The 23,120-nt window shown below is 75.4% G+C and carries 18 protein-coding genes; 10 read left to right on the top strand and 8 right to left on the bottom strand.

The window, feature by feature from the left end:
- The first annotated feature begins 50 nt into the window (after positions 1-50).
- Both NXY84_RS19625 and fbaA read left to right on the top strand, forming a co-directional pair.
- Positions 51-749: a TrmH family RNA methyltransferase gene (locus NXY84_RS19625; RefSeq protein WP_258724706.1), complete on the top strand. Its 699-nt coding sequence runs from the start codon at positions 51-53 to the stop codon at positions 747-749.
- Positions 750-828: 79 nt separating this feature from the next.
- A complete protein-coding gene (gene fbaA, locus NXY84_RS19620) occupies positions 829-1,848 on the top strand; it encodes a class II fructose-bisphosphate aldolase (protein ID WP_034632514.1) in 1,020 nt (339 codons plus the stop codon).
- Positions 1,849-2,065: 217 nt separating this feature from the next.
- Here fbaA and NXY84_RS19615 read toward each other — a convergent pair whose 3' ends face one another.
- Entirely contained in the window at positions 2,066-2,542 is a 477-nt protein-coding gene (locus tag NXY84_RS19615; protein WP_258724705.1) for an STAS domain-containing protein, read from the bottom strand.
- Between the two features lie 135 nt (positions 2,543-2,677).
- Between NXY84_RS19615 and NXY84_RS19610 the strand changes: the two genes are divergently transcribed.
- Positions 2,678-4,765, top strand: coding sequence for a SpoIIE family protein phosphatase (locus tag NXY84_RS19610; protein ID WP_258724704.1), 2,088 nt, complete (start codon positions 2,678-2,680; stop codon positions 4,763-4,765).
- Between the two features lie 73 nt (positions 4,766-4,838).
- On the opposite strand, the gene NXY84_RS19605 is transcribed toward NXY84_RS19610, so the two are convergent.
- On the bottom strand, positions 4,839-5,210 hold the full coding sequence (locus tag NXY84_RS19605; protein ID WP_258727282.1) for an STAS domain-containing protein: 372 nt from the start codon (positions 5,208-5,210) through the stop codon (positions 4,839-4,841).
- Positions 5,211-5,335: 125 nt separating this feature from the next.
- Here NXY84_RS19605 and NXY84_RS19600 point away from each other — a divergent pair, with 125 nt between their 5' ends.
- From NXY84_RS19600 to NXY84_RS19590, 3 genes are all read left to right on the top strand, one after another.
- Entirely contained in the window at positions 5,336-5,761 is a 426-nt protein-coding gene (locus NXY84_RS19600) for a DUF3151 domain-containing protein (RefSeq protein WP_183297359.1), read from the top strand.
- Positions 5,762-5,962: 201 nt separating this feature from the next.
- Entirely contained in the window at positions 5,963-7,249 is a 1,287-nt protein-coding gene (locus NXY84_RS19595) for an adenylosuccinate synthase (RefSeq protein ID WP_258724703.1), read from the top strand.
- A gap of 189 nt (positions 7,250-7,438) precedes the next feature.
- Positions 7,439-11,290 (top strand): S8 family serine peptidase, encoded by a 3,852-nt coding sequence (locus tag NXY84_RS19590; protein ID WP_258724702.1) that lies wholly within the window; start codon positions 7,439-7,441, stop codon positions 11,288-11,290.
- Positions 11,291-11,338: 48 nt separating this feature from the next.
- Here the strand turns inward: NXY84_RS19590 and NXY84_RS19585 are convergent, their stop codons facing one another.
- From NXY84_RS19585 to NXY84_RS19570, 4 genes are all read right to left on the bottom strand, one after another.
- Complete coding sequence (locus tag NXY84_RS19585) at positions 11,339-12,289, bottom strand: diacylglycerol/lipid kinase family protein (RefSeq protein WP_258724701.1); 951 nt, start codon at positions 12,287-12,289, stop codon at positions 11,339-11,341.
- A gap of 180 nt (positions 12,290-12,469) precedes the next feature.
- Positions 12,470-13,450, bottom strand: coding sequence for an NAD-dependent epimerase/dehydratase family protein (locus NXY84_RS19580; RefSeq protein ID WP_258724700.1), 981 nt, complete (start codon positions 13,448-13,450; stop codon positions 12,470-12,472).
- Positions 13,451-13,551: 101 nt separating this feature from the next.
- Complete coding sequence (locus NXY84_RS19575) at positions 13,552-14,373, bottom strand: ABC transporter permease (RefSeq protein ID WP_258724699.1); 822 nt, start codon at positions 14,371-14,373, stop codon at positions 13,552-13,554.
- Positions 14,370-15,335, bottom strand: a complete 966-nt coding sequence (locus tag NXY84_RS19570; RefSeq protein ID WP_258724698.1) for an ATP-binding cassette domain-containing protein — start codon at positions 15,333-15,335, stop codon at positions 14,370-14,372. Before NXY84_RS19570 ends, NXY84_RS19575 begins: the two co-directional genes overlap by 4 nt.
- 234 nt (positions 15,336-15,569) lie before the next feature.
- On the opposite strand from NXY84_RS19570, the gene NXY84_RS19565 reads away from it, so the two are divergent.
- Complete coding sequence (locus NXY84_RS19565) at positions 15,570-16,184, top strand: maleylpyruvate isomerase N-terminal domain-containing protein (protein ID WP_258724697.1); 615 nt, start codon at positions 15,570-15,572, stop codon at positions 16,182-16,184.
- 115 nt (positions 16,185-16,299) lie between these two features.
- Here the strand turns inward: NXY84_RS19565 and NXY84_RS19560 are convergent, their stop codons facing one another.
- Positions 16,300-17,406, bottom strand: coding sequence for a PP2C family protein-serine/threonine phosphatase (locus NXY84_RS19560; protein WP_258724696.1), 1,107 nt, complete (start codon positions 17,404-17,406; stop codon positions 16,300-16,302).
- A 262-nt stretch (positions 17,407-17,668) separates the two neighbouring features.
- Here NXY84_RS19560 and NXY84_RS19555 point away from each other — a divergent pair, with 262 nt between their 5' ends.
- A complete protein-coding gene (locus NXY84_RS19555) occupies positions 17,669-18,112 on the top strand; it encodes a YciI family protein (protein ID WP_258724695.1) in 444 nt (147 codons plus the stop codon).
- On the top strand, positions 18,109-19,383 hold the full coding sequence (locus tag NXY84_RS19550; protein WP_425322232.1) for an RNA polymerase sigma factor: 1,275 nt from the start codon (positions 18,109-18,111) through the stop codon (positions 19,381-19,383). The genes NXY84_RS19555 and NXY84_RS19550 overlap by 4 nt, the downstream gene beginning before the upstream one ends.
- 14 nt (positions 19,384-19,397) lie before the next feature.
- On the opposite strand, the gene NXY84_RS19545 is transcribed toward NXY84_RS19550, so the two are convergent.
- Positions 19,398-20,927 carry a helix-turn-helix transcriptional regulator gene (locus NXY84_RS19545; RefSeq protein ID WP_258724694.1) on the bottom strand — a complete coding sequence of 510 codons (1,530 nt, stop codon included), beginning with the start codon at positions 20,925-20,927 and terminating at the stop codon, positions 19,398-19,400.
- Between the two features lie 164 nt (positions 20,928-21,091).
- Between NXY84_RS19545 and NXY84_RS19540 the strand changes: the two genes are divergently transcribed.
- Complete coding sequence (locus tag NXY84_RS19540; protein WP_258724693.1) at positions 21,092-23,059, top strand: phosphoenolpyruvate carboxykinase (GTP); 1,968 nt, start codon at positions 21,092-21,094, stop codon at positions 23,057-23,059.
- Positions 23,060-23,120: the final 61 nt, after the last annotated feature.

Genomic DNA, 23,120 nt, shown 5'->3' with positions numbered 1-23,120 from the left:
TCGGTCGCGGGCTGGACGGCGTACCTCCGGGCGCAGGCCGCACCGCGCACGTGAGCGGCGGCGCGCAGGAGCCGGAGCCGCAGGACGGCGTCGGCGTCGGCCCGTGGCCCGGCGGCCCGGACGCCTGGCCGGACCTCGCGGGCCTTGACGGCCGCCCCCGCTACGACCCCGAGCTGCTCGCGCACGGCGACCGGCGCAACGTCGTCGACCGCTACCGCTACTGGACCCTCGAGGCCGTCGTCGCGGACCTCGACACCCGCCGGCACCCGTTCCACGTCGCCGTCGAGAACTGGGCCCACGACCTCAACATCGGCTCGGTCGTGCGCACCGCGAACGCGTTCGCGGCGGCCGAGGTGCACATCGTCGGCCGCCGCCGCTGGAACCGCCGCGGCGCGATGGTGACCGACCGCTACCAGCACGTGCGCCACCACCCGACGGTCGAGGACCTGCTGGCCTGGGCGGCGACCGCCGGGCCGGACGGCGGCGGGCTGCCCGTGCTCGGCGTCGACAACCTGCCGGGCTCCGTCCCGCTCGAGGGGTACCCGCTGCCGCGCGCGTGCGTGCTCGTCTTCGGGCAGGAGTCCGTCGGGCTGTCCGGCGCCGCGCGGGCGGGCGTGCGGGACGTGCTGCACATCGCCCAGTTCGGCTCGACGAGGTCCATCAACGCGGGCGCTGCGGCCGCGATCGCGATGCACGCGTGGGTCGCGCAGCACGCCGGCCCGCCCCCGGACGCCCCGTCCGCTGGGTAGGACGTCCCGGCGCTGCAGGGAGGAGGACGTGCCAGACTCGGGGGGAAGCACACCCCTCTACACGCAGGAGATGCCCGCGATGCCCATCGCTACCCCCGAGGTGTACAACGAGCTGATCGACCGGGCGAAGGCCGGCAAGTTCGCGTACCCGGCCGTCAACGTCACGTCGTCCTCGACGCTCACCGCGGCCCTCCAGGGCTTCGCGGACGCCGAGAGCGACGGGATCATCCAGGTGTCCGTCGGTGGCGCCGAGTACGCCTCCGGCGCGACGATCAAGGACCGCATCGCCGGTTCGCTGGCCCTCGCCGCGTACGCGCACGAGGTCGCCAAGAACTACCCGATCACGGTCGCGCTGCACACCGACCACTGCGCCAAGCAGAACCTCGACTCGTGGGTCCGCCCGCTCCTCGCCCTCGAGGCCGAGCAGGTCAAGGCCGGCAAGCTCCCCACGTTCCAGTCGCACATGTGGGACGGCTCGTCCGTGCCGCTCGACGAGAACCTGGTCATCGCCGAGGAGCTCCTCGAGCTCTCGCAGGCGGCCCGCACGATCCTCGAGATCGAGGTCGGCGTCGTCGGTGGCGAGGAGGACGGCCACACGGCCGAGATCAACGACAAGCTGTACACGACCGTCGAGGACGGCCTGGCCACGGTCAAGGCGCTCGGCTCGGGCGAGAAGGGCCGCTACCTGACGGCCCTCACGTTCGGCAACGTGCACGGCGTCTACAAGCCGGGTGCCGTCAAGCTGCGCCCGTCGATCCTCGCGGAGATCCAGAAGGCCGTCGGCGACGCCATCGGCAAGGAGAACCCGTTCGACCTCGTCTTCCACGGCGGCTCGGGCTCGACCGAGGCCGAGATCGCGGAGGCCGTCGACAACGGCGTCATCAAGATGAACATCGACACCGACACGCAGTACGCGTACACGCGTCCGGTCGCCGGTCACATGTTCGCCAACTACGACGGCGTCCTGAAGATCGACGGCGAGGTCGGCAACAAGAAGATGTACGACCCCCGCGTCTGGGGCAAGGCCGCCGAGGCCGGTCTCGCGGCGCGTCTCGTCGAGGCGGCGCAGCAGCTCCGCTCGGCGGGCCACAAGCTCTGAGCCTCGCGCCCAGCAGCGTGAGCACGACCTGACGGACCGAGGGCCCGGGACCGACGCGCACCGCGCCGGTCCCGGGTCCTCGGCACGCCCGCGGGCGGTGCCGGCGTGCCGCGACGAGCTCCCGGCCCGGCGCCGGCGCCGGCGTGCCGGGCCGTGCACGTGCGGAGGCCCGGTCGCGCGCAGGCGACCGGGCCTCGGGCGTGCTGGGTCCGGCGGGTCAGGCCGTCGTGTCGGGGGAGGTGCCGCCGGTGTCGGGCACCGCCTCGAACGCCGTCGTGGAGTCGTCCTCGACGACCTCGAGCAGCTCGCCGATGCGCGTGACCTCGAGCAGGAACCGCACGGTCGGCGGCACCCGGAGCAGCTGCACCGGGTGCTGGCTGCGGATCGCGAGGCGCGCGAGGAACGCGACGCCCGACGAGTCCATGAACGTCACGTGGTGCGTGTCGACCTCGATCGGCAGGCCGACCTCCTCGGCCTCCGTGGTGGCCTCCTGGAGGTCCGGGCCGAGGTCGGCGTCGACCTCGCCCGAGAGCACGATGCGCGTGCGGTCCGCCCCCAAGATCACGTGCACCGCGCCCGGCTCGCCGTTGACCGACGTGCTGCCCTGCAGGGGCGCGGTGGCTCGGTCGGAACCACCCGCGGCGTGCAGGTCCTCAGCGGGCTCGTCCGGCCCCGGGCTGTTACCGTCGCGCACGATGCTCCTTCCCGGGTGAGGTCAGCCCTCGGGCCCCGAATCACGCAGAGCCCGCGGCAGATCGCGGGATACGTTCGGCACGCTAGACGATCGGAGGTGGTCGTGGTCAACTCCGGGACCACACATTCTCCACACGTGCCCCTGGACGAGCTGCCCGCGGCGGCGCTCGCGGCGGTCGACGTGCCGGTCTTCATCACGGCCGACCACGGCGGCTCGTGGCCGATCGTCTGGGTCAACGAGTCGTTCGTCCGCTCGACGGGCTTCACCGCGTCGCAGGTCATGGGCCGGGAGCCGGGCATGCTCCGCTCCAGCACGACCGACGAGCAGGTCGTCGAGCAGCTGCGGACCTCGATGCGCGCCGGCGTCGGGCGCACCGAGGTGCTGCGCGCCGAGGCCGCCGACGGTTCACCCTTCTGGGCACGCGTGTCCGTCTCGCCGCTGCGGGACGGCGACACCGTGACGCACTGGGTCGTCGTCCTCGTGGACGTGACCGAGCTCATGGACCGCGACGTCGAGCACGCGTCGCTCGTCGCGTCCGAGCGCCGCGAGCGCACGTCGCTCGGGCTCGTCGCGCAGGTCTCGGACCTGCTGATGGACATCGACGACCCGCACACGCTGCGCGAGATCGCCCGGCTCCTCGAGCGCGGGCTCGTGCGCTGGGCCGCCTTCTACCTCAACGACGACGGCCTGCGGGCGGTCGAGGGCGTCGACGCGCGCTCGGCGCCGACCGGGCGCGGGAACCGCCACGGCAACGTGCCGCCCGACCAGGTCGAGGCCGAGGTCGAGGCCGACCCCGTGCAGCAGCTGCTCGACGGCGAGCGGGACGGGCCCTACGAGCTGGCGCTGCGCACCGACCGGCCCGCGACGAGCGCGTCCGGCTGGCTCGCGCGCCGGCTCGGCGCCGGCGCGCGCGCGGGCCGCGACCGGCTGCCCGACGACATCGCCAGCGTCGTACTGCTGCCCGTGCCCGGTCGCCGGCGCATCCTCGGGCTGCTCGCCGTCGTGCCGCGCACCGGCGCCGGCGTGGACGTGCTCGACGAGGCGACGCTCACCGTGCTCAACCTGACCGTGCGCCGGGTCGGCCTCGCGGTGGACAACGTGCGCCTCTACGCGCGCGAGCACCGCCTCGCGGAGACGCTGCAGCGCGCGATGCTCCCCGAGCAGGCCGAGGTCGACGGCCTCGACGTGTGGACCTACTACGCGCCCAACTCGGAGCACGCCCAGGTGGGCGGCGACTGGTACGACGTCCTGCAGATCGCCCCGGACGTCGTCGGCGTCGTCATCGGGGACGTCGTCGGGCACGACGTCGAGGCGGCCGCGGCGATGGGCCAGCTCCGCTCCGTCGTGCGCTCCTACCTCTTCGACCAGGCCGAGCCGGGCGCGGTGCTCTCGCGCGTCGACCAGCTCGTCGCGGGGATGCGCGTGCCGCGGCCCGCGGGTCTCGTGCTCACGACGATGCGCCGGCAGGAGGACGGCGGCTGGCGCGTCGACTACTCCCGGGCGGGGCACCTGCCCGTGCTGCACGTGCGCGCCGGCGCGGTGACGCGGCTGTCGGGCGCGGGCGGGCCGCTCATCGGCTTCGGGCGCGCGCCGCGCGAGAGCGCCGGGACGGACGTGCGGGCCGGCGACTTCCTCGTCTTCTACACCGACGGGCTCATCGAGCGGCGCGACCGGTCGCTGCGCCAGGGCGTCGAGTCCCTCACCGAGGTCGCCGCCGGCGTCACCGCGCTCGACGCGGCCGGCATCGGCGAGGAGGTGCTCTCGCGGCTCGCGGACAGCCCCGAGGACGACGTCGCGGTCGTCGTCGTGCGGGTCCCCGGGCCGGACGACGAGACGCGGCGCTCGGGCAGCCCGCGGGTGCGGCGCTGGGTGCTGCCGGGGGAGGCCGCGTCGATCGGGCGCGCGCGGCACGCGGTGCTGCGGACGGCGCGCGCGTGGGACCTCGCGGGGGTCGGGCACGCCGAGCTCGTGGTGTCCGAGCTCGTCGCGAACGCCGTCCTGCACGGCTGGGGGCAGGTGCAGCTGCGCCTCTACGACACCGGCGACGGGCTGCGCATCGAGGTCGAGGACTCCAACCCGACGCCGCCCGTGACGACCGACGGGCACCCCGGGCGCATCGGGGGGTTCGGGATGCAGATCGTCGAGCGGCTCGCCGACTGGGGCTGGCGGCCGTCGCGCGGCGGCAAGCTCGTCTGGGCGAAGGTCCGGGACTCCCGGCGCTGACGTCGTCCGGGGCTGGACGACGACGGACCCGCCGCGGCGTGCGACGGGTCCGGACGTGCGGGTGGCGCGAGGGTCAGGCCGAGGGGGTCGAACCCGTGCTGGCCGGGCGCTGGAAGCCCGACTCCTGCTTCGTGTGCGTGCACGTGTCCTCGACGCGGAACAGCTCGAGCGCGCCGCACACCTCGAGGACGAACAGGTCGCGCGCGTCGGCCCCGCGCAGGACGGTCGCGCCGCCACGGCTGCGGGACGAGTCGGCGAGCGTGATGAGGAACGCGGCGCCCGTCGAGTCCATGAACGTCACGCCGCACATGTCGATGACGAGGAGCTGGCGGCGCAGGCCCACGACGCGCGCGGCGATCTCCGGGAACCGGTCGCGCTCGGCGAGGTCGAGGTCCCCGTCGATCACGAGCGTGGTCGAGGTGGGGGAGCTCGAGATCTCGATCATGGCCATCCCGGGAGAAGGGTCGGTGGGCATGCTGACTGTAACCACCGTCCAGGTGGCCCGCATTCCCGGGCCCCACGCGGGCCGGTCCCGCGGGCCTGCCTCCGGGGGCCTGCGAGACTGGCCCGATGAGCCACCAGAACCTCCTCGGGCCCGAGCCGACCCTCCTGCCGGCCGACGGCGCCGACGCCGACGCCCGCGCCGCCCTGCAGTCCGGTGCCGACCTGCGCGAGGCCGCACGCCGGAGCCCCGCGTCGTCGTACGCGTGGGCGCTGCTCGCCGAGCAGGCGCTGTCCGAGACCGGCGACCCCGTCGCGGCGTACGCGTTCGCGCGGACCGGCTACCACCGCGGGCTCGACGCGCTGCGCCGGGCGGGCTGGCGCGGCCAGGGCCCGGTGCCGGCCGACCACGAGCCCAACCAGGGCTTCCTGCGGGCGCTGCTCGCGCTGCACGAGGCGGCGGAGGCGATCGGCGAGGACGACGAGGCCGAGCGCTGCGCGCAGTTCCTCCTCGACTCGGGGACGTCGGCCGACGAGGTGTCCGGGCTGCGCTGAGCCGGTGCGCACACCGGCGCCGGGGCTGCCGGCCCGGGGCGCCGGTCCGGCGAGCGTCCATGACCCCGCCTTTACCGGTCCGCTAAACTCCCGGAGGTACTGGGTCACTGCCGCCCGTGCCCCGGGTCCCCGGCCAGCGAGCCGCCTCGCACCGAACCATCGCGGACCGGACCGCTGGCAGCCGTGGAGAGTGGTGATCTGATGCCCGCCGTCGTGGTGCTCGGGGCCCAGTGGGGCGACGAGGGGAAGGGCAAGGCGACCGACCAGCTCGCCTCCCGCATCGACTACGTCGTGAAGTTCAACGGCGGGAACAACGCCGGGCACACGGTGGTGATCGAGGGCGAGAAGTACGCGCTCCACCTGCTGCCATCGGGCATCCTCTCGCCGGGCGTGGTGCCCGTGATCGGCAACGGCGTCGTGATCGACCTCGAGGTGCTGTTCCACGAGATCGACGCGCTCGAGGCCCGCGGTGTCGACACCGGCAAGCTGCTCGTGTCCTCGGCCGCGCACCTGATCGCCCCGTACAACCGCACGATCGACAAGGTCACGGAGCGGTTCCTCGGCAAGCGCAAGATCGGCACCACGGGCCGCGGCATCGGCCCCACGTACGCGGACAAGATCAACCGCGTCGGCATCCGCGTCCAGGACCTGTTCGACGAGAACATCCTGCGCCAGAAGGTCGAGGGCGCCCTCGACCAGAAGAACCACCTGCTCGTGAAGGTCTACAACCGGCGCGCGATCACGGTCGACGAGGTGCTCGACGAGCTGCTCGCGAACGCCGACCGCCTGCGCCCGCTCGTCGCCGACACCCCGCTCGTGCTCAACCGCGCGCTCGACGAGGGCAAGACGGTCGTGTTCGAGGCCGGTCAGGCGACGATGCTCGACGTCGACCACGGCACCTACCCGTTCGTCACCTCGTCCTCCGCGACGGCGGGCGGCGCGTGCACCGGCTCGGGCGTCGGCCCGACGCGCATCGACCGCGTCGTCGGCGTCATCAAGGCCTACACCACGCGCGTCGGCGAGGGCCCCTTCCCGACCGAGCTGCTCGACGACACCGGCGAGTGGCTGCGCAAGACCGGCGGCGAGTACGGCACCACGACGGGCCGCCCGCGCCGCACCGGCTGGTACGACGCCGTCGTCGCCCGCTACTCCGCACGCATCAACGGGCTCACCGACCTCGTCGTCACGAAGCTCGACACCCTGACCGGCCTCGAGAAGGTGCCGGTCGCGGTCGCGTACGACGTCGACGGCACCCGCCACGACGAGATGCCGCTCGACCAGAGCGACTTCCACCACGCCAAGCCCGTGTACGAGGAGTTCCCCGGCTGGTGGGAGGACATCTCGCAGTGCCGCTCGTTCGACGACCTCCCCGTGAACGCGCAGCGCTACGTGCTCGCGCTCGAGGAGATGTCCGGGGCGCGGATCTCGGCGATCGGCGTCGGGCCCGGGCGTGAGGCGACGATCGTCCGGCACGACCTGCTGGGCTGAGCCGCCCGGGGCGTTGCCCGCGCACCGGCGCCGTCCTCGACGCACGGACGCACCGCTTCACCCGCTGACCGGGTGCTGCGCTCGGGAATCACCCGCCGCGGCCCGCTCCACCCGCACTACGCTGACCCGCCGGACAACCGCACGGGCACGCGACCGTGCCCGTGGAGTGGAGCCCCCGTGCGGACAACCGTGACCCGACTCGTCGCCGCCTGCGGGCTCGCCGTCGGAGCCGCTCTCGTGGCCCCCCTCGGGGTCGTCGCGGCAGCGGGCGCCCCGCCGGCAGCGACGAGCGCGGCCACGGTTCCTGACCCCGACCCCCGCTCGTCGACGCTCGACGACTCCGTCCTGCGAGCGCCGCGGGCGTGGCAGGTCTCGTCGGGCAAGGGCGTGACCGTCGCGGTGCTCGACAGCGGTGTCGACGCGGCGCACCCCGACCTCCAGGGAGCCCTCCTTCCCGGGTTCGACGCCGTCGACGGCGCCGGCGACGTGTCGGACCTGGTCGGCAGCGGGACCGGCGTCGCGGGCGTCATCGCCGCGCGCAGCAACGGCGTCGGCATCGTCGGGCTGGCCTACGAGTCGTCGATCCTCCCGGTCCGGGTGACGCGCGACTGGGACGAGGCCTCGGACGCGCGCGTGGTCGCGGGGGTGCGCTGGGCGGTGTCGCACGGCGCGCGCGTCCTCCACGTCTCGCACGCCGTCACGAGCCCGGACAGCGCGCTCCGCACGGCGATCTCCGACGCGCTCGCCGCCGGGGTCGTGGTCGTCACGCCCGCAGGGGACGGCGGCAGCGACGTGCCGCAGTACCCGGCCGCCTGGGCGTCCGAGCTCCCCGGCCTCGTCGCGGTGTCGGTGACGACGAACGACCTCACGCTGGCGCACTCGGCGAGCTGGGGCGAGTGGGTCACCGTCGCTGCGCCGGGCGAGGACGTCCCGGTGACGCGCCCCGGGAACCAGTACAACAACACGACCGGCAGCGTGTACGCCGCCGCGCGGGTCAGCGGCGTCGTCGCGCTGATCCGGGCACACGAGCCCGCGCTGACCCCGGCGCAGGTGGCCGAGCGGCTGCGCCTCACGGCTCAGGACACCGGCCCCGGCGGTGCCGATCCCTTCTACGGCAACGGGATCGTCGACGCGGCGGCCGCGGTGACGCTCCGCGACGCGGTCCCCGCCGCGCCGGGGCTGCTCCCGGTCGACCGGCAGCCCGGCGACGGCGGCGAGGACGACCTGCCCTCGGGCGCGCGCCCGGTGGAGCGTGAGGGCACGGGGAGCGCGGAGGTGGCCGGGGTGCTCGAGAGCGAGGGGGACGTCGACTGGTACGCGTTCGAGGCCCCGGAGGCCGCGCGGTACCAGCTGCGGGTGACCGGCCTCGCGACCGTCGAGCTGTGCGACGTGGCCGGCCGGCCGATCGTCCACGCGGACGGCTACTCGACCGGGCTCACCCTCGTCGACGGCGCGGGACCGTGGCTGCTGCGGGTCCACCGGGCCACCGGGCAGCCCGGCGGTGACGGGTACGGCTTCAGGCTCGTGCGGTACGACCCGCAGCCGCGGACGTCGCTGCGCTTCGACCGCGGCACGCTCGTCTCGCCGCGGACGTTCCACGGGTCGGAGCCGGCCGTCGTCGTGGCGGACGTCACGGGCGACGGCGTCGCGGACGCCGTGATGGCCGACCAGGAGCTGGGCGCGCTGCCGGACGGTGGCACCGGGACGCGGCCCGCCGTCGGCTACTACGTGGGTCGGCCCGACGGGACGTTCGACGCCTACCGCCGCGTGGCGCTCGGGACCGGGCGCGGTCTGCAGCCCGCCGTCGTCACGGCCCAGCTCGACGCGGACGCCCCCGTCGAGGTCGTGGCGACCACGGACTCGGGCGTGTGGACGGTCGACCTCGGGGGAGCTGCCGCGGTGGCGCGGTCGGAGGCCGAGCGGGCCGACTGGTACCCCGGGCGGCTCACGGCCGCCGACGTCGACGCCGACGGCGACCAGGACCTGTTCGGCACGGACGCGACCGGCGTCGTGCTGCTGCGCAACGACGGGTCGGGCCGGCTGACCCCGACCTCGTACCCGTCGGCCCCGGCGAGCCGCGGTGCGGCTGCGGACATCGACGGGGACGGGCGCCTCGACCTCGTGCTCGGCGGTGGTCAGGTGCTGCGTCAGCGCGCCGATGCGTCGTTCGAGCCCGCAGCTCCGCTCGGGTGGCTCACCTCGGCCCTCACGGTGGTCGCCGGTGACGTCACCGGCGACGGGCGCACCGACCTCGCCGGCGCCTTCGCCGACGGCTCGCTCCGCCTGAGCGCGGGTGCGGCGGCTGGGTGGGCCGCCCCGGTCACCATCGCCGACATCGGGGGGACGTCGGTCGACCTGCAGCTCGCCGACCTCGACCGTGACGGGCGCACCGACCTCGTCGCGAGCCCGCCGTTCCGGACCTCGCTGACGGTGCAGCAGCCGGACGGCACGTTCCTCACCGACGTCGAGAAGCTCGGCTCCCCGAACCTGCCCGGTGCGAGGGCCGCAGCCGTGCTCGACTCCGCGCCGGGCGGCCCCGGTCTGCTCTTCGTCGAGCCGGAGGGACTGATGCTCGCCCGGCAGCAGGAGCCCGTGCCCGGACCGGCGGCGTGGGTGACCGACGTGTCGCCGGTGACCTCGGCGCGCGGGGTCGCCGTCCGGCCCACCGTGCGTGTCGCCCTGGGCCCCGACGTGGACCCCGCCTCGGTCTCGGGGCAGACGGTGCGCCTGCTCGACGGGGTGACGCGCGCGGCCGTGGCGGTCCAGCGGACGGTCCAGCCCGACGGCGTGGTCCGGCTCGTCCCGACGGCCGACCTCGTCGCCGGGCGGTCGTACCAGGTCGTCGTCCAGGGGCTGCGCTCGGCCGGCGGGGTCACGCAGGACGAGCGCGTGCGGACGTGGTTCACGGTGGCGGCCGGAGGCGACCGGTTCACGCCGCTGCCCCCGACGCGCGTGTTCGACAGCCGCGACGAGTACGGTCCGGTCGCGCCCGGCGAGCCGGTGGGCCTGGGTTTCGCCGACCTGCTGCCCGTCGACGCCACCGCGGTCGTCCTCAACGTCACCGCCTCCAACCCGTCGGCCGTCGGGAACGTCCGCGTCTACCCGCTGACGGAGTCGGGGGAGCCCCCGCTCGTGTCGAACCTCAACGTCGTCCCGGGGGTCGACCAGCCCGCCTCGGTGACCGTCCGGCTCGGCCTCGAGCAGGCGGTCGAGCTGATGACGGAGGGGACGACGACCGACCTCGTGCTCGACGTCGCCGGGTACTACTCTCCGGACGCGGCGACGGCGTACACGTCGGCCAGCCCCGTGCGGGTCCTGGACACCCGGACCGGGGCCGGTGGCGTCCCGCGGGAGTCGGTGCGCGCCGGGCGGTGGGTCGAGCTCCAGGTCGCGGGACGCGGCGGCGTGCCGGCCGACGCCGCGGCCGTCGTGCTCAACATCACCGGGACGCAGGTCACCGGACCCACGCACGTGCGCGTCTACCCGGCGCCCGCCGCCTCGGAGGACCAGACACCGCCCGAGGTCTCGAGCCTCAACCTCCAGCCCGCTCGCGACCAGGCGAACCTGGTGACCGTCCGCGTCGGCGACGGGGGCCGCATCCGGCTCTACTCGCACTCCGCGGCCATCGAGCTCGTCGCCGACCTCATGGGCTGGTACTCCGTGACCGGCCAGCTGGGCTTCGAGCCGCTCGAGCCGACCCGCATCGCCGACACGAGGACCGGTCTGGGGATGCCGCGGACGTTGCGTGCGGGCCAGCCGGCCGAGCTGACCGTCGCGGGCGTCGCGGGGGTGCCCGCCGGGGCCAGCGCCTCGGTGCTGACCGTGACGGCGGCGAGCCCGCGGGACACGACGCACGTGCGCGTCTTCCCGGTGACCAGCCCGGCGACCCTGCCCGAGACCTCGGCGCTCAACCTCGTGCCGAGGCGGGACGAGGCGAACGCGAGCATCGCGCGGCTCGGCGTCGGTGGTCGGATCGGGCTCTACACGCACAGCGCGGACACGGACCTGGTCGTGGACGTCTCGGGCTACTTCACGCGCTGAGCCGGCGCGTTGCCGCGCCGGCACCGCGTCCGTGCCGAGCTGCAGGTGTCAGCGGCGCGGGACCATGACGCGCAGTGCCGCCGCGGTGACCTCGACGTGGATCGGCGTCGTGCCCGACACCTCGCCGTCCACGTCGACCACCATCGGACGGTCGGTCGTCACGTGGAACTCCGTCGCGCTCAGGTGGCCCTTGCGCGCGACCGGCTCCCACGGCGTCACGGCCTGGCGTGCGGCGGCGCCCGCGGTCGAGAGGCGTGAGCGGCCCCCGAGCGCGTACGCCGTGAGCAGGCGGTCCTCGAGGCTCGCGTCGCGCGCGATGGGGGTGCCCGCGTGCATGCGCCCGTTCGCGATGTTGAGCTGGTGGGTCACGACCTCCCAGACGACGTCCCCGCTGCGGACCTCCGCGACGAACGGGCGGTGGCGGGCGAGCGCCACCGCGGCCGTCGCGGTGTACGCCGTGCGGCCGAGGTGGCGCTTGAGCCGGTGCGGGGTGCGCCCGGCGACGTCCGCCGAGATGCCGATGCTCACGAGGTTCGCGAAGTAGTCGCCGTCGACCCGCCCGAGGTCGACCTGCGCGACGCGCCCGCCGGTCACGACGTCGACCGCGGCGCGCAGGCTGCGCGGCAGCCCGAGGCTCCGGCTGAAGTTGTTCGTGGTGCCGAGGGGGACGTAGCCCAGGACCGTCTCGCTGTGCGCGAGGTGGTCGACGACGCTCGCGATCGTCCCGTCGCCGCTGCCGACGACGAGCATCGACGGGCGGCCCGCGAGGAGCTCGGGGAGCAGCACCGGCAGCTCGCCGGCGGGGTCCGTGACGAGGTGCGCCGCGGTGAGCTCGACACCCTGGGCCGTCAGCAGGTCGCGGACGCGCGGGAACGCCTCGGCGCCGCGGCGCGACCGGCCGTTGACGAGCAGCACCGCGTCGCGCGCGGGGAGCTCGGGGCGGGCGTGCGCGATCGCGTGCGACGGGGTCGGGACCGACCGGTCGGAGGTGGAGGTCACGGGGCATGTCTACCCATACCGGGCAGGCGTGCGCCAGGCGCGGGCCGGACGTGCGCCGGGACGGGTGACGGCGAGCGGTGGTGCCGGGCGCGGCGGCGGGGCCGGCACCGTCGTGGAGGCGCCGTGGCGCAGGCGGCGCGGCGGTGGGCGGCGGACGAGCGGCGTGGAGCGGTCGTGGCGTCAGGCCGGCCCGAGCAGCGCGGCCTCGAGGTCGGCGGGCAGCCCGTGCCGGGGGCGGTCGGGCCGCTGTGCGGGGGCGCCGTCCGTCGTCAGCCAGCGCCAGGTGTCCGTGACCGTCTCCTCGACCGGGCGGCACACCAGCCCGGTCGCCGCCGCGCGCGACGTGTCGGCCTCGAGGAAGCCCGCGGACTCCCCGGCCTCCGGGACCCAGCAGGGCAGCTGCGTCCACGGCTGCACGCCCGCGGCGTCGAGCGCGGCCTCGTCGACCCACACGAGCTCGGCGTCCGAGCCGGTCGCCGCGACGCACGCCTCGAGCAGCGACCGGGTCGTCGCGTGCCCGGACCTGCTCGCCACGTCGACCGCGCCGCCGAGCCCCTGCTCGAGCCCCGACAGCAGCCAGCGGGCCGCGTCCCGCGCGTCGACGTACTGCAGCGGCCGGTCGGGGCGCCCGGGCGCGACGACGCGCCCGCCCTCCGCGATGCGGGTCAGCCACCAGGGGAGGCGCCCGATGTCCTCGTGCGGGCCGAGCAGCAGCCCGGCGCGCGCGAGCAGCGCCTGGGGGTGCGCGGCGAGGACGCCGAGCTCGGCGCCGCGCTTGAGCGCCGGGTACTCGCCGTCCTCGGCGCGCGGGTCGCCCTCGACGACCGGCGAGGTCTCGTCGACGTGCGTGCCCCACGCGTAGACCGAGATGCTCGACACGTAGCTGTAGGCGCCCGTGCGCCCGGCGAGCAGCGCCGCGGCGTCCGAGACCACCCGCGGCGAGCCCGACCAGGTGTCGACGACGAGGTCCCACGTGCCGCCGTCGAGCGCCCGGCCGAGGTCGGTGGTCGAGGTGCGGTCGGCGACGAGCGTGCGGACGCCCGCGGGCGGGCTGCCCGTGACCCCGCGGTGCAGCGTCGTGACGTCCCAGCCGCGGTCGACGGCGTCGGCCACGACCGCGCGGCCCAGGAACCTGGTCCCGCCGAGCACGAGGAGTCTCATGCCGGCGAGCCTGCCAGCGCGCGGGCTCGCCGGACAGGCGCGTACGCGGGCAGCAGAACGCGCAGCCGCACCACCGCGCGCGCCCGCAACGGCCGGGCCGGTCAGCGCGCGGCGGCCCGCTGGTACTGGCGGACCGTCAGCGGTACGAAGACGAGCAGCAGCACGACGCCCCACGCGAGCGTGTAGAGCACGGGGTTCTGCAGCGGCCACGACGTCGGCTCCGGGGTGCCCGGCGGGATGTTGCCGAACAGCTCGCGCGCGGCCTGGGTGACGCTCGAGACCGGGTTCCACTCGGCGAAGGTCCGCAGCACGGGCGGCAGGTTGTCCGACGGCACGAACGTGTTCGCGATGAACGTCAGCGGGAAGATCACGATGAACGTCGCGTTGTTGAACACCTCGGGCGTGCGCACGAGCAGCCCGACGTAGGCCATGAGCCAGCTGATGCAGTACGCGAAGAACAGCAGCAGCACGTAGCCGAGCGCCGCCTCGCCGACCGACGTCGTGATCCGCCAGCCGACGACGAGCCCGGTGAGCGTCATGATCAGCACGGTCAGGACGTTGTTGACGACGTCCGCGGTCGTGCGGCCCACGAGCACCGCGGACGGCGCCATCGGCAGCGAGCGGAAGCGGTCGATGATCCCGGTCTTGAGGTCCTGTGCCATGCCGGAGCCGGTGATCGTCGCGCCGAAGATCATGGTCTGCGCGAAGATCCCGGCGATGAGGAACTGCCGGTAGAGGTCCGGGTCGACCTCGGGCGTCCCGGGCAGCGCGATGGACCCGCCGAACACGTAGGCGAACAGCAGCACGAACATGATCGGCGAGATGATCGACCCGACGAGCAGGTCGGGGACGCGCTTGATCTTGATGAGGTTGCGGCGCGTGACGGTCCAGCCGTCGCCGAGCGCCTGTGCCAGGCCGGTCATGCGCGGACCTCCTCGGTGGGTCGGTCCTCGGCCTCGTGCCCGGTGAGCCTCAGGAACACGTCGTCGAGCGTCGGCCGGCGGATGCCGGCGTCGAGCACCTCGACCCCCGCGTCGTCGAGCGCGCGCAGGGCCCCCACGAGCGCGTTCGACCCGCCGTCGACCGGGGCCGTGACCGTGCGGCTGTGCTCCTCGACGACCGGGTCGCCGACCGCGACGGCCCCGAGCGCCCGGCTCGCGCGGGCGAGGTCCTCGGTGCGCGTCACCGTGACGTGCACGCGCTCGCCGCCGACCTGCGCCTTGAGCTCGTCGGACGTGCCCTCGGCGATCACGCGGCCGTGGTCGATCACCGCGATGCGGTCCGCCAGCCGGTCGGCCTCCTCGAGGTACTGCGTCGTGAGCAGCAGCGTCGTGCCGCGCGACACGAGCTCCGAGATGACGTCCCACATCGCGAGTCGGCTGCGGGGGTCGAGCCCGGTCGTCGGCTCGTCGAGGAACAGCACCTCCGGCTCGGCGACGAGCGCGCCCGCGAGGTCGAGACGCCGCCGCATGCCGCCCGAGTAGGTGCTCACGGGCCGCCGGGCCGCGTCCACGAGGTCGAAGCGCTCGAGCAGCTCGTCTGCCCGCTCGCGCGAGCGCCGCGCCCCCAGGTGGTAGAGCCGTCCGACCATGTCGAGGTTCTCGAAGCCCGTGAGGTTCTCGTCGACCGCGGCGTACTGGCCCGAGACGCCGATGCGCGAGCGGAGCGCCTTCGCGTCCCGCACGACGTCCAGCCCGACGACCGTGGCGGTCCCGGCGGTGGGCCGCAGCAGCGTCGTCAGGACGCGGACGGCGGTCGTCTTGCCGGCGCCGTTGGGGCCGAGTAGGCCCAGCACGGTCCCCTCCTCGACGGTCAGGTCCAGGCCGTCGAGCGCCCGGACGGAGCCGTACGTCTGCACGAGGCCGTGCGCGGTGATGGTGGACACCCGAGCCAGTGTGCTCGGCACCACCCACACGGACCAGGACGACCCGGACATCGCGCCGGAACGGGCAACCGGCCGCCCGCCGCGTGTCTCCGTGGCGCGCGTCGCGCGTCCCCCGCTGCGGGTCCCGCGCCCGTGTGCGTGCACCGGGAGCGGGGCGGGGCGCGCTGGTCGTGGCGGTCCGTGCCCTCGTCGCCGTGCGTGACCCCGTCCCGGGCGCCGTCTAGCCTTCGCCGCATGGATCAGAGCTGGGAGCAGTCCCGCGTCGCGTTCGCGGACGCGGCGGACTGGTTCGTCCGGACCGTCGCGCAGGTGGGGGACCGCTGGGGCGAGCCGGGCCTCGGGGAGTGGGACGTGCGGGCCCTGGTCGGGCACACGAGCCGCTCGTTCCTCACGGTCGAGGCCTACCTCGCGCAGCCGGCGGCGGCCGTCGAGGTCGCGTCGGCCGTCGGCTACTACCGGGCGACGCGCGAGATCGCCGCCGGCCCGAGCGTCGCCGAGCGCGGACGCGAGGCCGGCCGGGCGCTCGGCGACGACCCCGCCGCGGCGGCCGGGGAGATCGCCACCCGGGTCGGCGCGCTCGTCCGCCGGTGCGACGGCACCGAGCTGCTCACCTCGGTCGCCGGCGGGATGCGCCTCGCGGACTACCTGCCGACCCGGACCTTCGAGCTCACGGTGCACACCGCCGACCTCGCGGTGGCGCTCGGCGTGCCTGCCGACGTGCCGGCGTCCGCCGCCCGGCAGACCCTCGGGCTGGTCACGGCGCTCGCGGTCGAGGACGGGGCCGCCGCGCCGCTGCTCCTCGCCACGACCGGCCGGCGTCCGCTCCCGGCAGGGTTCTCGGTGCTCTGACCGCGGCAGCACGCGCGGCGGCCCGACGTCGGTCGGACTCCTCCGACGTCGAGCCACCGGGCCCGGACGCCGGTGAGGGACGCGGGCGCGCCGGTGCCGCGAGGCTCCCGGGTGCTCACGTGCGGGGGGACCGCTGGTGCTCGACGAGCTCTGCGGGCGACTGCGGCGGCTCGCCGACGAGCGGTCCCTCCGGCACGCCGAGGCACAGCAGCGTGACGTCGTCCCGCAGCTCGCCGTCGGTGTGGTCGGCCACCGAGCGCTGGAGTGCGTCCACGAGGTCGGCGCCCGACGCTCCTGCGTGGCGGCGGAGGGCGGCGTCGACGTCGAGGAAGCGGCCGCCCCGGTCGCGCGCCTCGGTGAGACCGTCGCTGAACAGCAGCACGCGGACGGGCCCGCGCGCGAGGCGTCGGGCGTCGACCCGCCCGGCGCCGAGCCCGAGCGGCAGGTCCGGGACCACGTCGGCGGGGCGGGGTCCGTCCGCGGTCAGCAGCACGGGCACCGGGTGACCGCAGCAGATCGCCGTCACTGCGCCGTCGTGCGTGACCTCGACCACGACCGCCGTCACGAAGTCCTCGTCGCCGCCCTCCGCCCGCACGAGCGCCTCCATGGCGCGCACGACGTCGACGAGCGACTCCTCCCGGCGTGCGGCCTCGCGGAAGGCGCCGAGCACGTAGTTGGCGAGCCGCACGGCCGACAGGCCCTTGCCGCGGACGTCCCCGAGGACGGCCCGCACGCCGTGCGCCGTCGACAGCACCTCGTAGACGTCCCCGCCGACGTGCGCCTGAGCTTCGACGCCGGTGTAGCGCGCGGCGATGCCCACGCCGCGGAGCGTGTCCGGGAGAGGGCGGATGACGGCCTCCGACACCGCCAGCGTGACGAGGGTCAGGCGGTCGAGCGCCGTCTCCCGCCGGACGCGCTCGGCGGCAGCGACCGCGGCGAGCAGCGTCATGACCGCGATGACGCCCAGCCGGACCTGCTGCGCCGCCACCTGCCCGTCGTGCGCGTGCAGCCCGAACAGCCAGCCCGAGGTGAGCGCCACGACCCCCACGGCGACCACCGTCGCCGGGCCGCCGAAGACGGCCGCCAGCATGGGGGTGACCGCGAGGACGCCGACGAACGCCGTCTTGGGCCCCTCGAGCGTGTCGGCGCTGAGGATGGCAGCGACGAGCAGGCAGGGCAGGCCGAAGGCCCGCACGATGCGCCCGCTCCTCGACCCCGACACGTCCCCCCTCCCCGAGCGGTCCCCCCCGGGACTGCGTCCGGTTCCCGAGAGAGCCGGCCCCTCACCTTAGGCGGAGGGCGGACCGGTCGCCCGCGCGTCGCGGGCACCTGCGAGGTCGTCGCGCAGCAGCTCGGCGCGGGGGACGCCCCCGCGCGGTCGCCGGCGTGGATCGACCTCGGCGGGGATGTCGAGGACCCGCGGCCGGCTCCGTCCAGGGGGTGACGGTGCCACGCTGGGCACCACCACGAGAGAGGGTGACGACATGACCCGGTACCTGCTGGCGGTCAACTTCCAGCCGGGCGTCGACGAGACGCCGATGTCGGAGTGGACCCCCGAGGAGATCGCGGCCCACCTGGACCACTACCGCGTCCTCAACGAGGAGCTCGTCGCGAACGGCGAGCTCGTCGAGGCCACGATCCTCACGGGGCCCGACCTCGCGAAGATCGTGACGTCGGACGGGCAGCGTGCGCCGGTCGTGACGGACGGGCCGTTCCAGGAGTTCAAGGAGTGGGTCGCGGGCTACCAGATCGTCGACGTCGAGTCGGAGGAGCGGGCGGTCGAGATCGCCGCGCGCGTCTCGGCGGTGCCCGGGCAGGGCGGGCGTCCGACGCAGCAGCCCGTCCACGTCCGGCAGGTCATGGACGAGGGCCCGTCGGGCGTCGACGAGATGCGGGCCTTCCTCGACACCGCCGGCGGCGATCGCTGAACCTGGCCCCGGACGTCGAGGACCTGCTGCGCAGGCTCGCGCCGCAGGTCCTCGGCGTGCTCGCCCGGCGCAGCCGCGACTTCGACGCGGCCGAGGACGCGGTGCAGGAGGCGCTCCTCGCGGCGGCGACGCACTGGCCGCGCGACGGGGTGCCGGACAACCCTCGGGGGTGGCTGCTGCAGGCGGCGACGCGCCGGCTCGTCGACCACGTGCGCAGCGAGGCGTCGCGCCGGCGCCGGGAGCTCCTGGCGGCGCAGCACGAGCCCGCCGGCGCCCGGCCGGCCGGCGAGGACGACACCCTCACGGTGCTCCTGCTGTGCTGCCACCCGTCCCTGACCCCCGCGTCGGCCATCGCGCTGACGCTGCGCGCCGTCGGCGGCCTCACGACGGCCGAGGTCGCGCACGCGTTCGGCGTCCCCGAGGCGACGATGGCGCAGCGCATCAGCCGCGCGAAGCAGACGGTCCGCGGCTCGGGTGCGCCGTTCGCGCGGCCGACGCCCGACGAGCTGCCGGCCCGGGTCCGCAGCGTCCTGCACGTGCTCTACCTCGTGTTCAACGAGGGGTACACGAGCAGCCGTGGAGAGGACCTGCACCGGGTCGAGCTCGTCGACGAGGCGATCCGGATCACCCGGCTCGTGCGGGCGCTGCTGCCGGCCGACGCCGAGGTGACGGGCCTGCTCGCGCTCATGCTCCTGGTCGACGCGCGGCGGCCCGCACGCGCCGACGCGGCGGGGGACCCGGTCCCGCTGCCGCAGCAGGACCGGACGCTCTGGGACCGGGCGCGCGTCGCGGAGGGGCTGGACCTGCTCGACGCCGCGCTGCGCGGAGGACCCGCCGGCGAGTACACGCTGCAGGCGGCGATCGCGGCCGTGCACGACCGTGCGCCCACGGCGGACGCGACGGACTGGCCGCGGATCCTCGCGCTCTACGGAGCGCTCGAGCGGCTGACGGGCAACCCGGTCGTCACGCTCAACCGGGCGGTCGCCGCGGCGATGGTCGACGGTCCGCAGGCGGGGCTCGCGCTGCTGGCGGGCCTCGACGACCGGCTCGCGTCGACCCACCGGGTCGACGCCGTCCGCGGCTACCTGCACGAGCTCGCGGGGGACGCCGCGGCGGCCCTCCCGCACTACCGACGCGCCGCGGCGCGCGCGACGAACCTGCCGGAGCAGCGCCACCTGACAGCGAAGGTCGCGGAGCTCGTGCACGCGACGGGGGCCGGCGAGCGGGGCCCGCGGTCGGGCGGCGAGGTGGCCGGGAGCGACGGCGGCTGATCGCGACGCCCGCGTCAGCGCGCCGCGTGCCGCTCCAGGAACGCGTACACCTCCGCGTCGTCGACCCCCGGGAACGTGCCTTGCGGCAGCGGGGCGAGCACCTGGGCGTGCAGCTTCGCCGACGGCCAGGCGGCCGAGCGCCAGCGGCGGCCGAGCTCGGCGTCGGGCCGCCGGCAGCACGACGGGTCCGGGCAGCGCGACTGCGTGCGCAGTGCGGTGTCCCGGCCGCGGAACCACGACGCGTGCGCGAACGGGACGCCGACGGTGATGGAGAACTCGCCCGACTCGGACGCGCCGGTCTGGGACGTGCACCAGTACGTGCCCTGCGGGGTGTCGGTGTACTGGTGGTACTCGGTCGTGCGGTCGCGGCGCATGAGCGACCCGCGCGCGGCCCAGCGCCGGCACACGGGCTGGCCCTCGATCGCGCCGGTCGGGTCGGTCGGGAACGTGATGCCGTCGTTCTCGTACCCGCGGGTCAGGGCGCCGTCGTCGCCGACGCGCAGGAAGTGCACGGGCAGCCCGAGCTCGCTCGTCGCGAGGTTCGTGAACCGGTGCGCCGCGGCCTCGTGCGTGACGCCGAACGCGTCGCGGAAGTCCTCGATCGCGAGGTCCTTGGCGCGCTTGGCGGCGCCCAGGAACTCGAGCGCGGCGCTGCGCGGCATGAGGCACGACGCGGCGAAGTAGTTGATCTCCATGCGCTGGCGCAGGAAGTCGGCGTAGGAGACCGGCCGGTCGTGGCCGAGCACGCGGTGCCCGATCGCCTGGAGCGCGAGCGAGCGCAGCCCGTGGCCCCCGGGGATCGACGCGGGCGGCAGGTAGATGCGCCCGCTCGCGAGGTCGGTCACGGTGCGGGTCGAGTGCGGCAGGTCGTCGACGTGCAGGATCTGGAAGCCGAGCTGCTCGGCCATGCGCGCGACGGCCCGGTGCGTGAGGGCGCCGACCGTGTACCCGGCCCTGCGGGCCAGGTCCTCGCCGACGCGCTCGATCTCCGGCAGGTGGTTGTCGCGCTCCTGCATCCACAGCCGCAGCTCGGTGTTGGCGCGGCGGGCCTCCTCGGGCGTCGCGATCGACTCGCTCTCGCGGCGGGCGAGCTCGGCGTGCAGCCCGACGAGGGCCTCGAGCGCCTCGACCGGCATGCCGCGGCTCGGGCGGACGGAGGGCAGACCCAGACCCGAGTAGAGGTGCGAGCGCTGCGCGCGGTCCAGGGCGATCTCGAGCGCGGCGCGGCGGCTCGGGGGCTCGGGGGCGAGGAGCTCGGCGACCTCGACGTGCAGCGCGGCGGCGAGCTCCTGGAGCAGCGACAGGCGGGGCTCGCGGTGGCCGTTCTCGACGAGCGAGAGCTGGCTCGGGGCGGCGCCGGTCGCCTGCGCGAGCTGGTCGAGGGTGAGGCCCCGGGCCGTGCGGAAGTGCCGGATCCGGCGGCCGAGGGTGAGCAGGTCGCTGCCGTCGGGCCGTCGGCGGGCCGGGGCGGCGGGGTCCGCTCCAGGGGCTCCGGGGGGCAGCGGACGGTCCGGGGCGATGGGTCCCACGTCGTCGGGGGTCATGGCTTGACGGTAGCGAAAGAACAGCGGTTCTTGACACCCAGGGGGCGCGGAAAGTGCGCCGAGGCGGGTCCACAGTGGAAGGGAGGTCGTCGCCCTCGCCGAGCCGTCCGCACCGTCCGAGCCGTCCGCACCGCCCGAGCCACCCGCAGCAGGAGGTCCGTCCCATGACCGTCATCGACCGCCCCGACGCCCGACCGGAGCCCCGCACCGACGTCCGCACCGACGTCCGGCCCGCCGCCGCGCCGCCGGCGCCGGGCGGCCGCCGCGCCGCCGACGCCCCCGCCCCGACGACCCACTGGCGGCTGCGCGCCTGGGTGCAGCGGATCGCCGAGCTCACCGAGCCCGCCGACGTCGTCTGGGTCGACGGGTCGGCCGAGCAGAAGCAGGGGCTCGTCGACGGCATGGTCGAGGCCGGCACGCTCGTCCCCCTGAACCCCGAGCTGCGCCCGAACAGCTACCTCGCGCGGTCGGACCCCGACGACGTCGCGCGCGTCGAGGACCGCACGTTCATCTGCTCGCTGCGCGAGGAGGACGCGGGCCCGACGAACAACTGGCGCCAGCCGACCGCGATGCGCGCCGAGCTGCGCGGGGCGTTCGCCGGCTCGATGCGCGGCCGCACGATGTACGTCGTCCCGTTCTCGATGGGCCCGCTCGGCGGCCCGATCTCCCAGCTCGGCGTGCAGGTCACCGACTCGCCGTACGTCGTGGTCAGCATGCAGGTCATGACGCGCGTCGGCACCGCGGTGCTCGACCTGCTCGGCGCCGACGGCGACTTCGTGCCCGCGATCCACTCCGTCGCGGCGCCGCTCGTCGGCCGCGACGGCACGCCGGTGGCCGACGTGCCGTGGCCCTGCAGCCGCACGAAGTACATCGCGCACTTCCCCGAGACCCGGGAGATCTGGTCGTTCGGGTCCGGGTACGGCGGCAACGCGCTGCTCGGCAAGAAGTGCTTCGCGCTGCGCATCGCGTCGGTCATGGCGCGCGACGAGGGCTGGCTCGCGGAGCACATGCTGGTCCTGCGCGTGACCGACCCCGCGCAGCGCGTCTTCCACGTCGCGGCCGCGTTCCCCTCGGCGTGCGGCAAGACGAACCTCGCGATGCTCCGCCCGACGCTGCCCGGCTGGACGGTCGAGACCATCGGCGACGACATCGCCTGGATGCGGCCCGGCGGCCCCGGCACCGACGGGCGGCTGCGCGCGATCAACCCCGAGGCCGGGTTCTTCGGCGTCGCCCCCGGCACCGGCCCGTCGACCAACCCGACCGCGATCGAGACCCTGCGCTCCGACGTCATCTTCACCAACGTCGCGCTGACCGACGACGGCGACGTCTGGTGGGAGGGCCTGACGGACGAGCCGCCCGCCCACCTGACCGACTGGCGCGGGAACGACTGGACGCCGGAGTCGGGCACGACCGCCGCGCACCCGAACTCGCGGTTCACCGTCGCCGCCGACCGCTGCCCGACCATCGCCGACGACTGGGACTCGCCCGCGGGCGTCCCGATCGACGCGATCCTGTTCGGCGGCCGCCGCGCGAGCAACGTCCCGCTCGTCGCACAGGCCCGGGACTGGGCGCACGGCGTGTTCATGGGCGCGACGATCTCCTCGGAGCAGACCGCCGCCGCCGAGGGCACCGTCGGTGCCCTGCGCCGTGACCCCTTCGCGATGCTCCCGTTCTGCGGCTACAACATGGCCGACCACTGGGGCCACTGGCTGCGGCTCGGCGCCGAGCTCGAGTCGCGCGGCGTCCCGCTCCCGGCGGTCTTCCAGGTCAACTGGTTCCGCAAGGGCGAGGACGGCCGGTGGCTGTGGCCGGGCTTCGGGGAGAACTCCCGCGTGCTCGCGTGGGTGCTCGGGCGGGTCGCGGGGGACGCGGACGCCGGCGAGGTCGTCGACTCCCCGGTGGGGCTCCTGCCGGCCGCCGGCGGCGACCCGGCCGCGACGCCGGGCGCGCTCGACCTGCGCGGGCTCGCCGTGCCGGCCGACGACCTCGACGAGCTGTTCCGCGTCGACGCCGCCTCGTGGCTCGCCGAGTGCGACCTGACCGAGGAGTTCTTCGCCCGGTTCGGCACGCACCTGCCCGAGCGGCTCACGGAGGAGCTCGCGGTGCTGCGCACGCGGCTCGGGACCGTCTGAGCGGACCCGCGTGGTGTGCCGGTCGCACCCGGGCGGCCGCGCTGCACCGGCGGGCGGGGCA

This window comes from Cellulomonas sp. NS3 (assembly GCF_024757985.1).
Taxonomy (GTDB): domain Bacteria; phylum Actinomycetota; class Actinomycetes; order Actinomycetales; family Cellulomonadaceae; genus Cellulomonas_A.
This window is presented reverse-complemented; position numbering and strand designations above follow the sequence as displayed.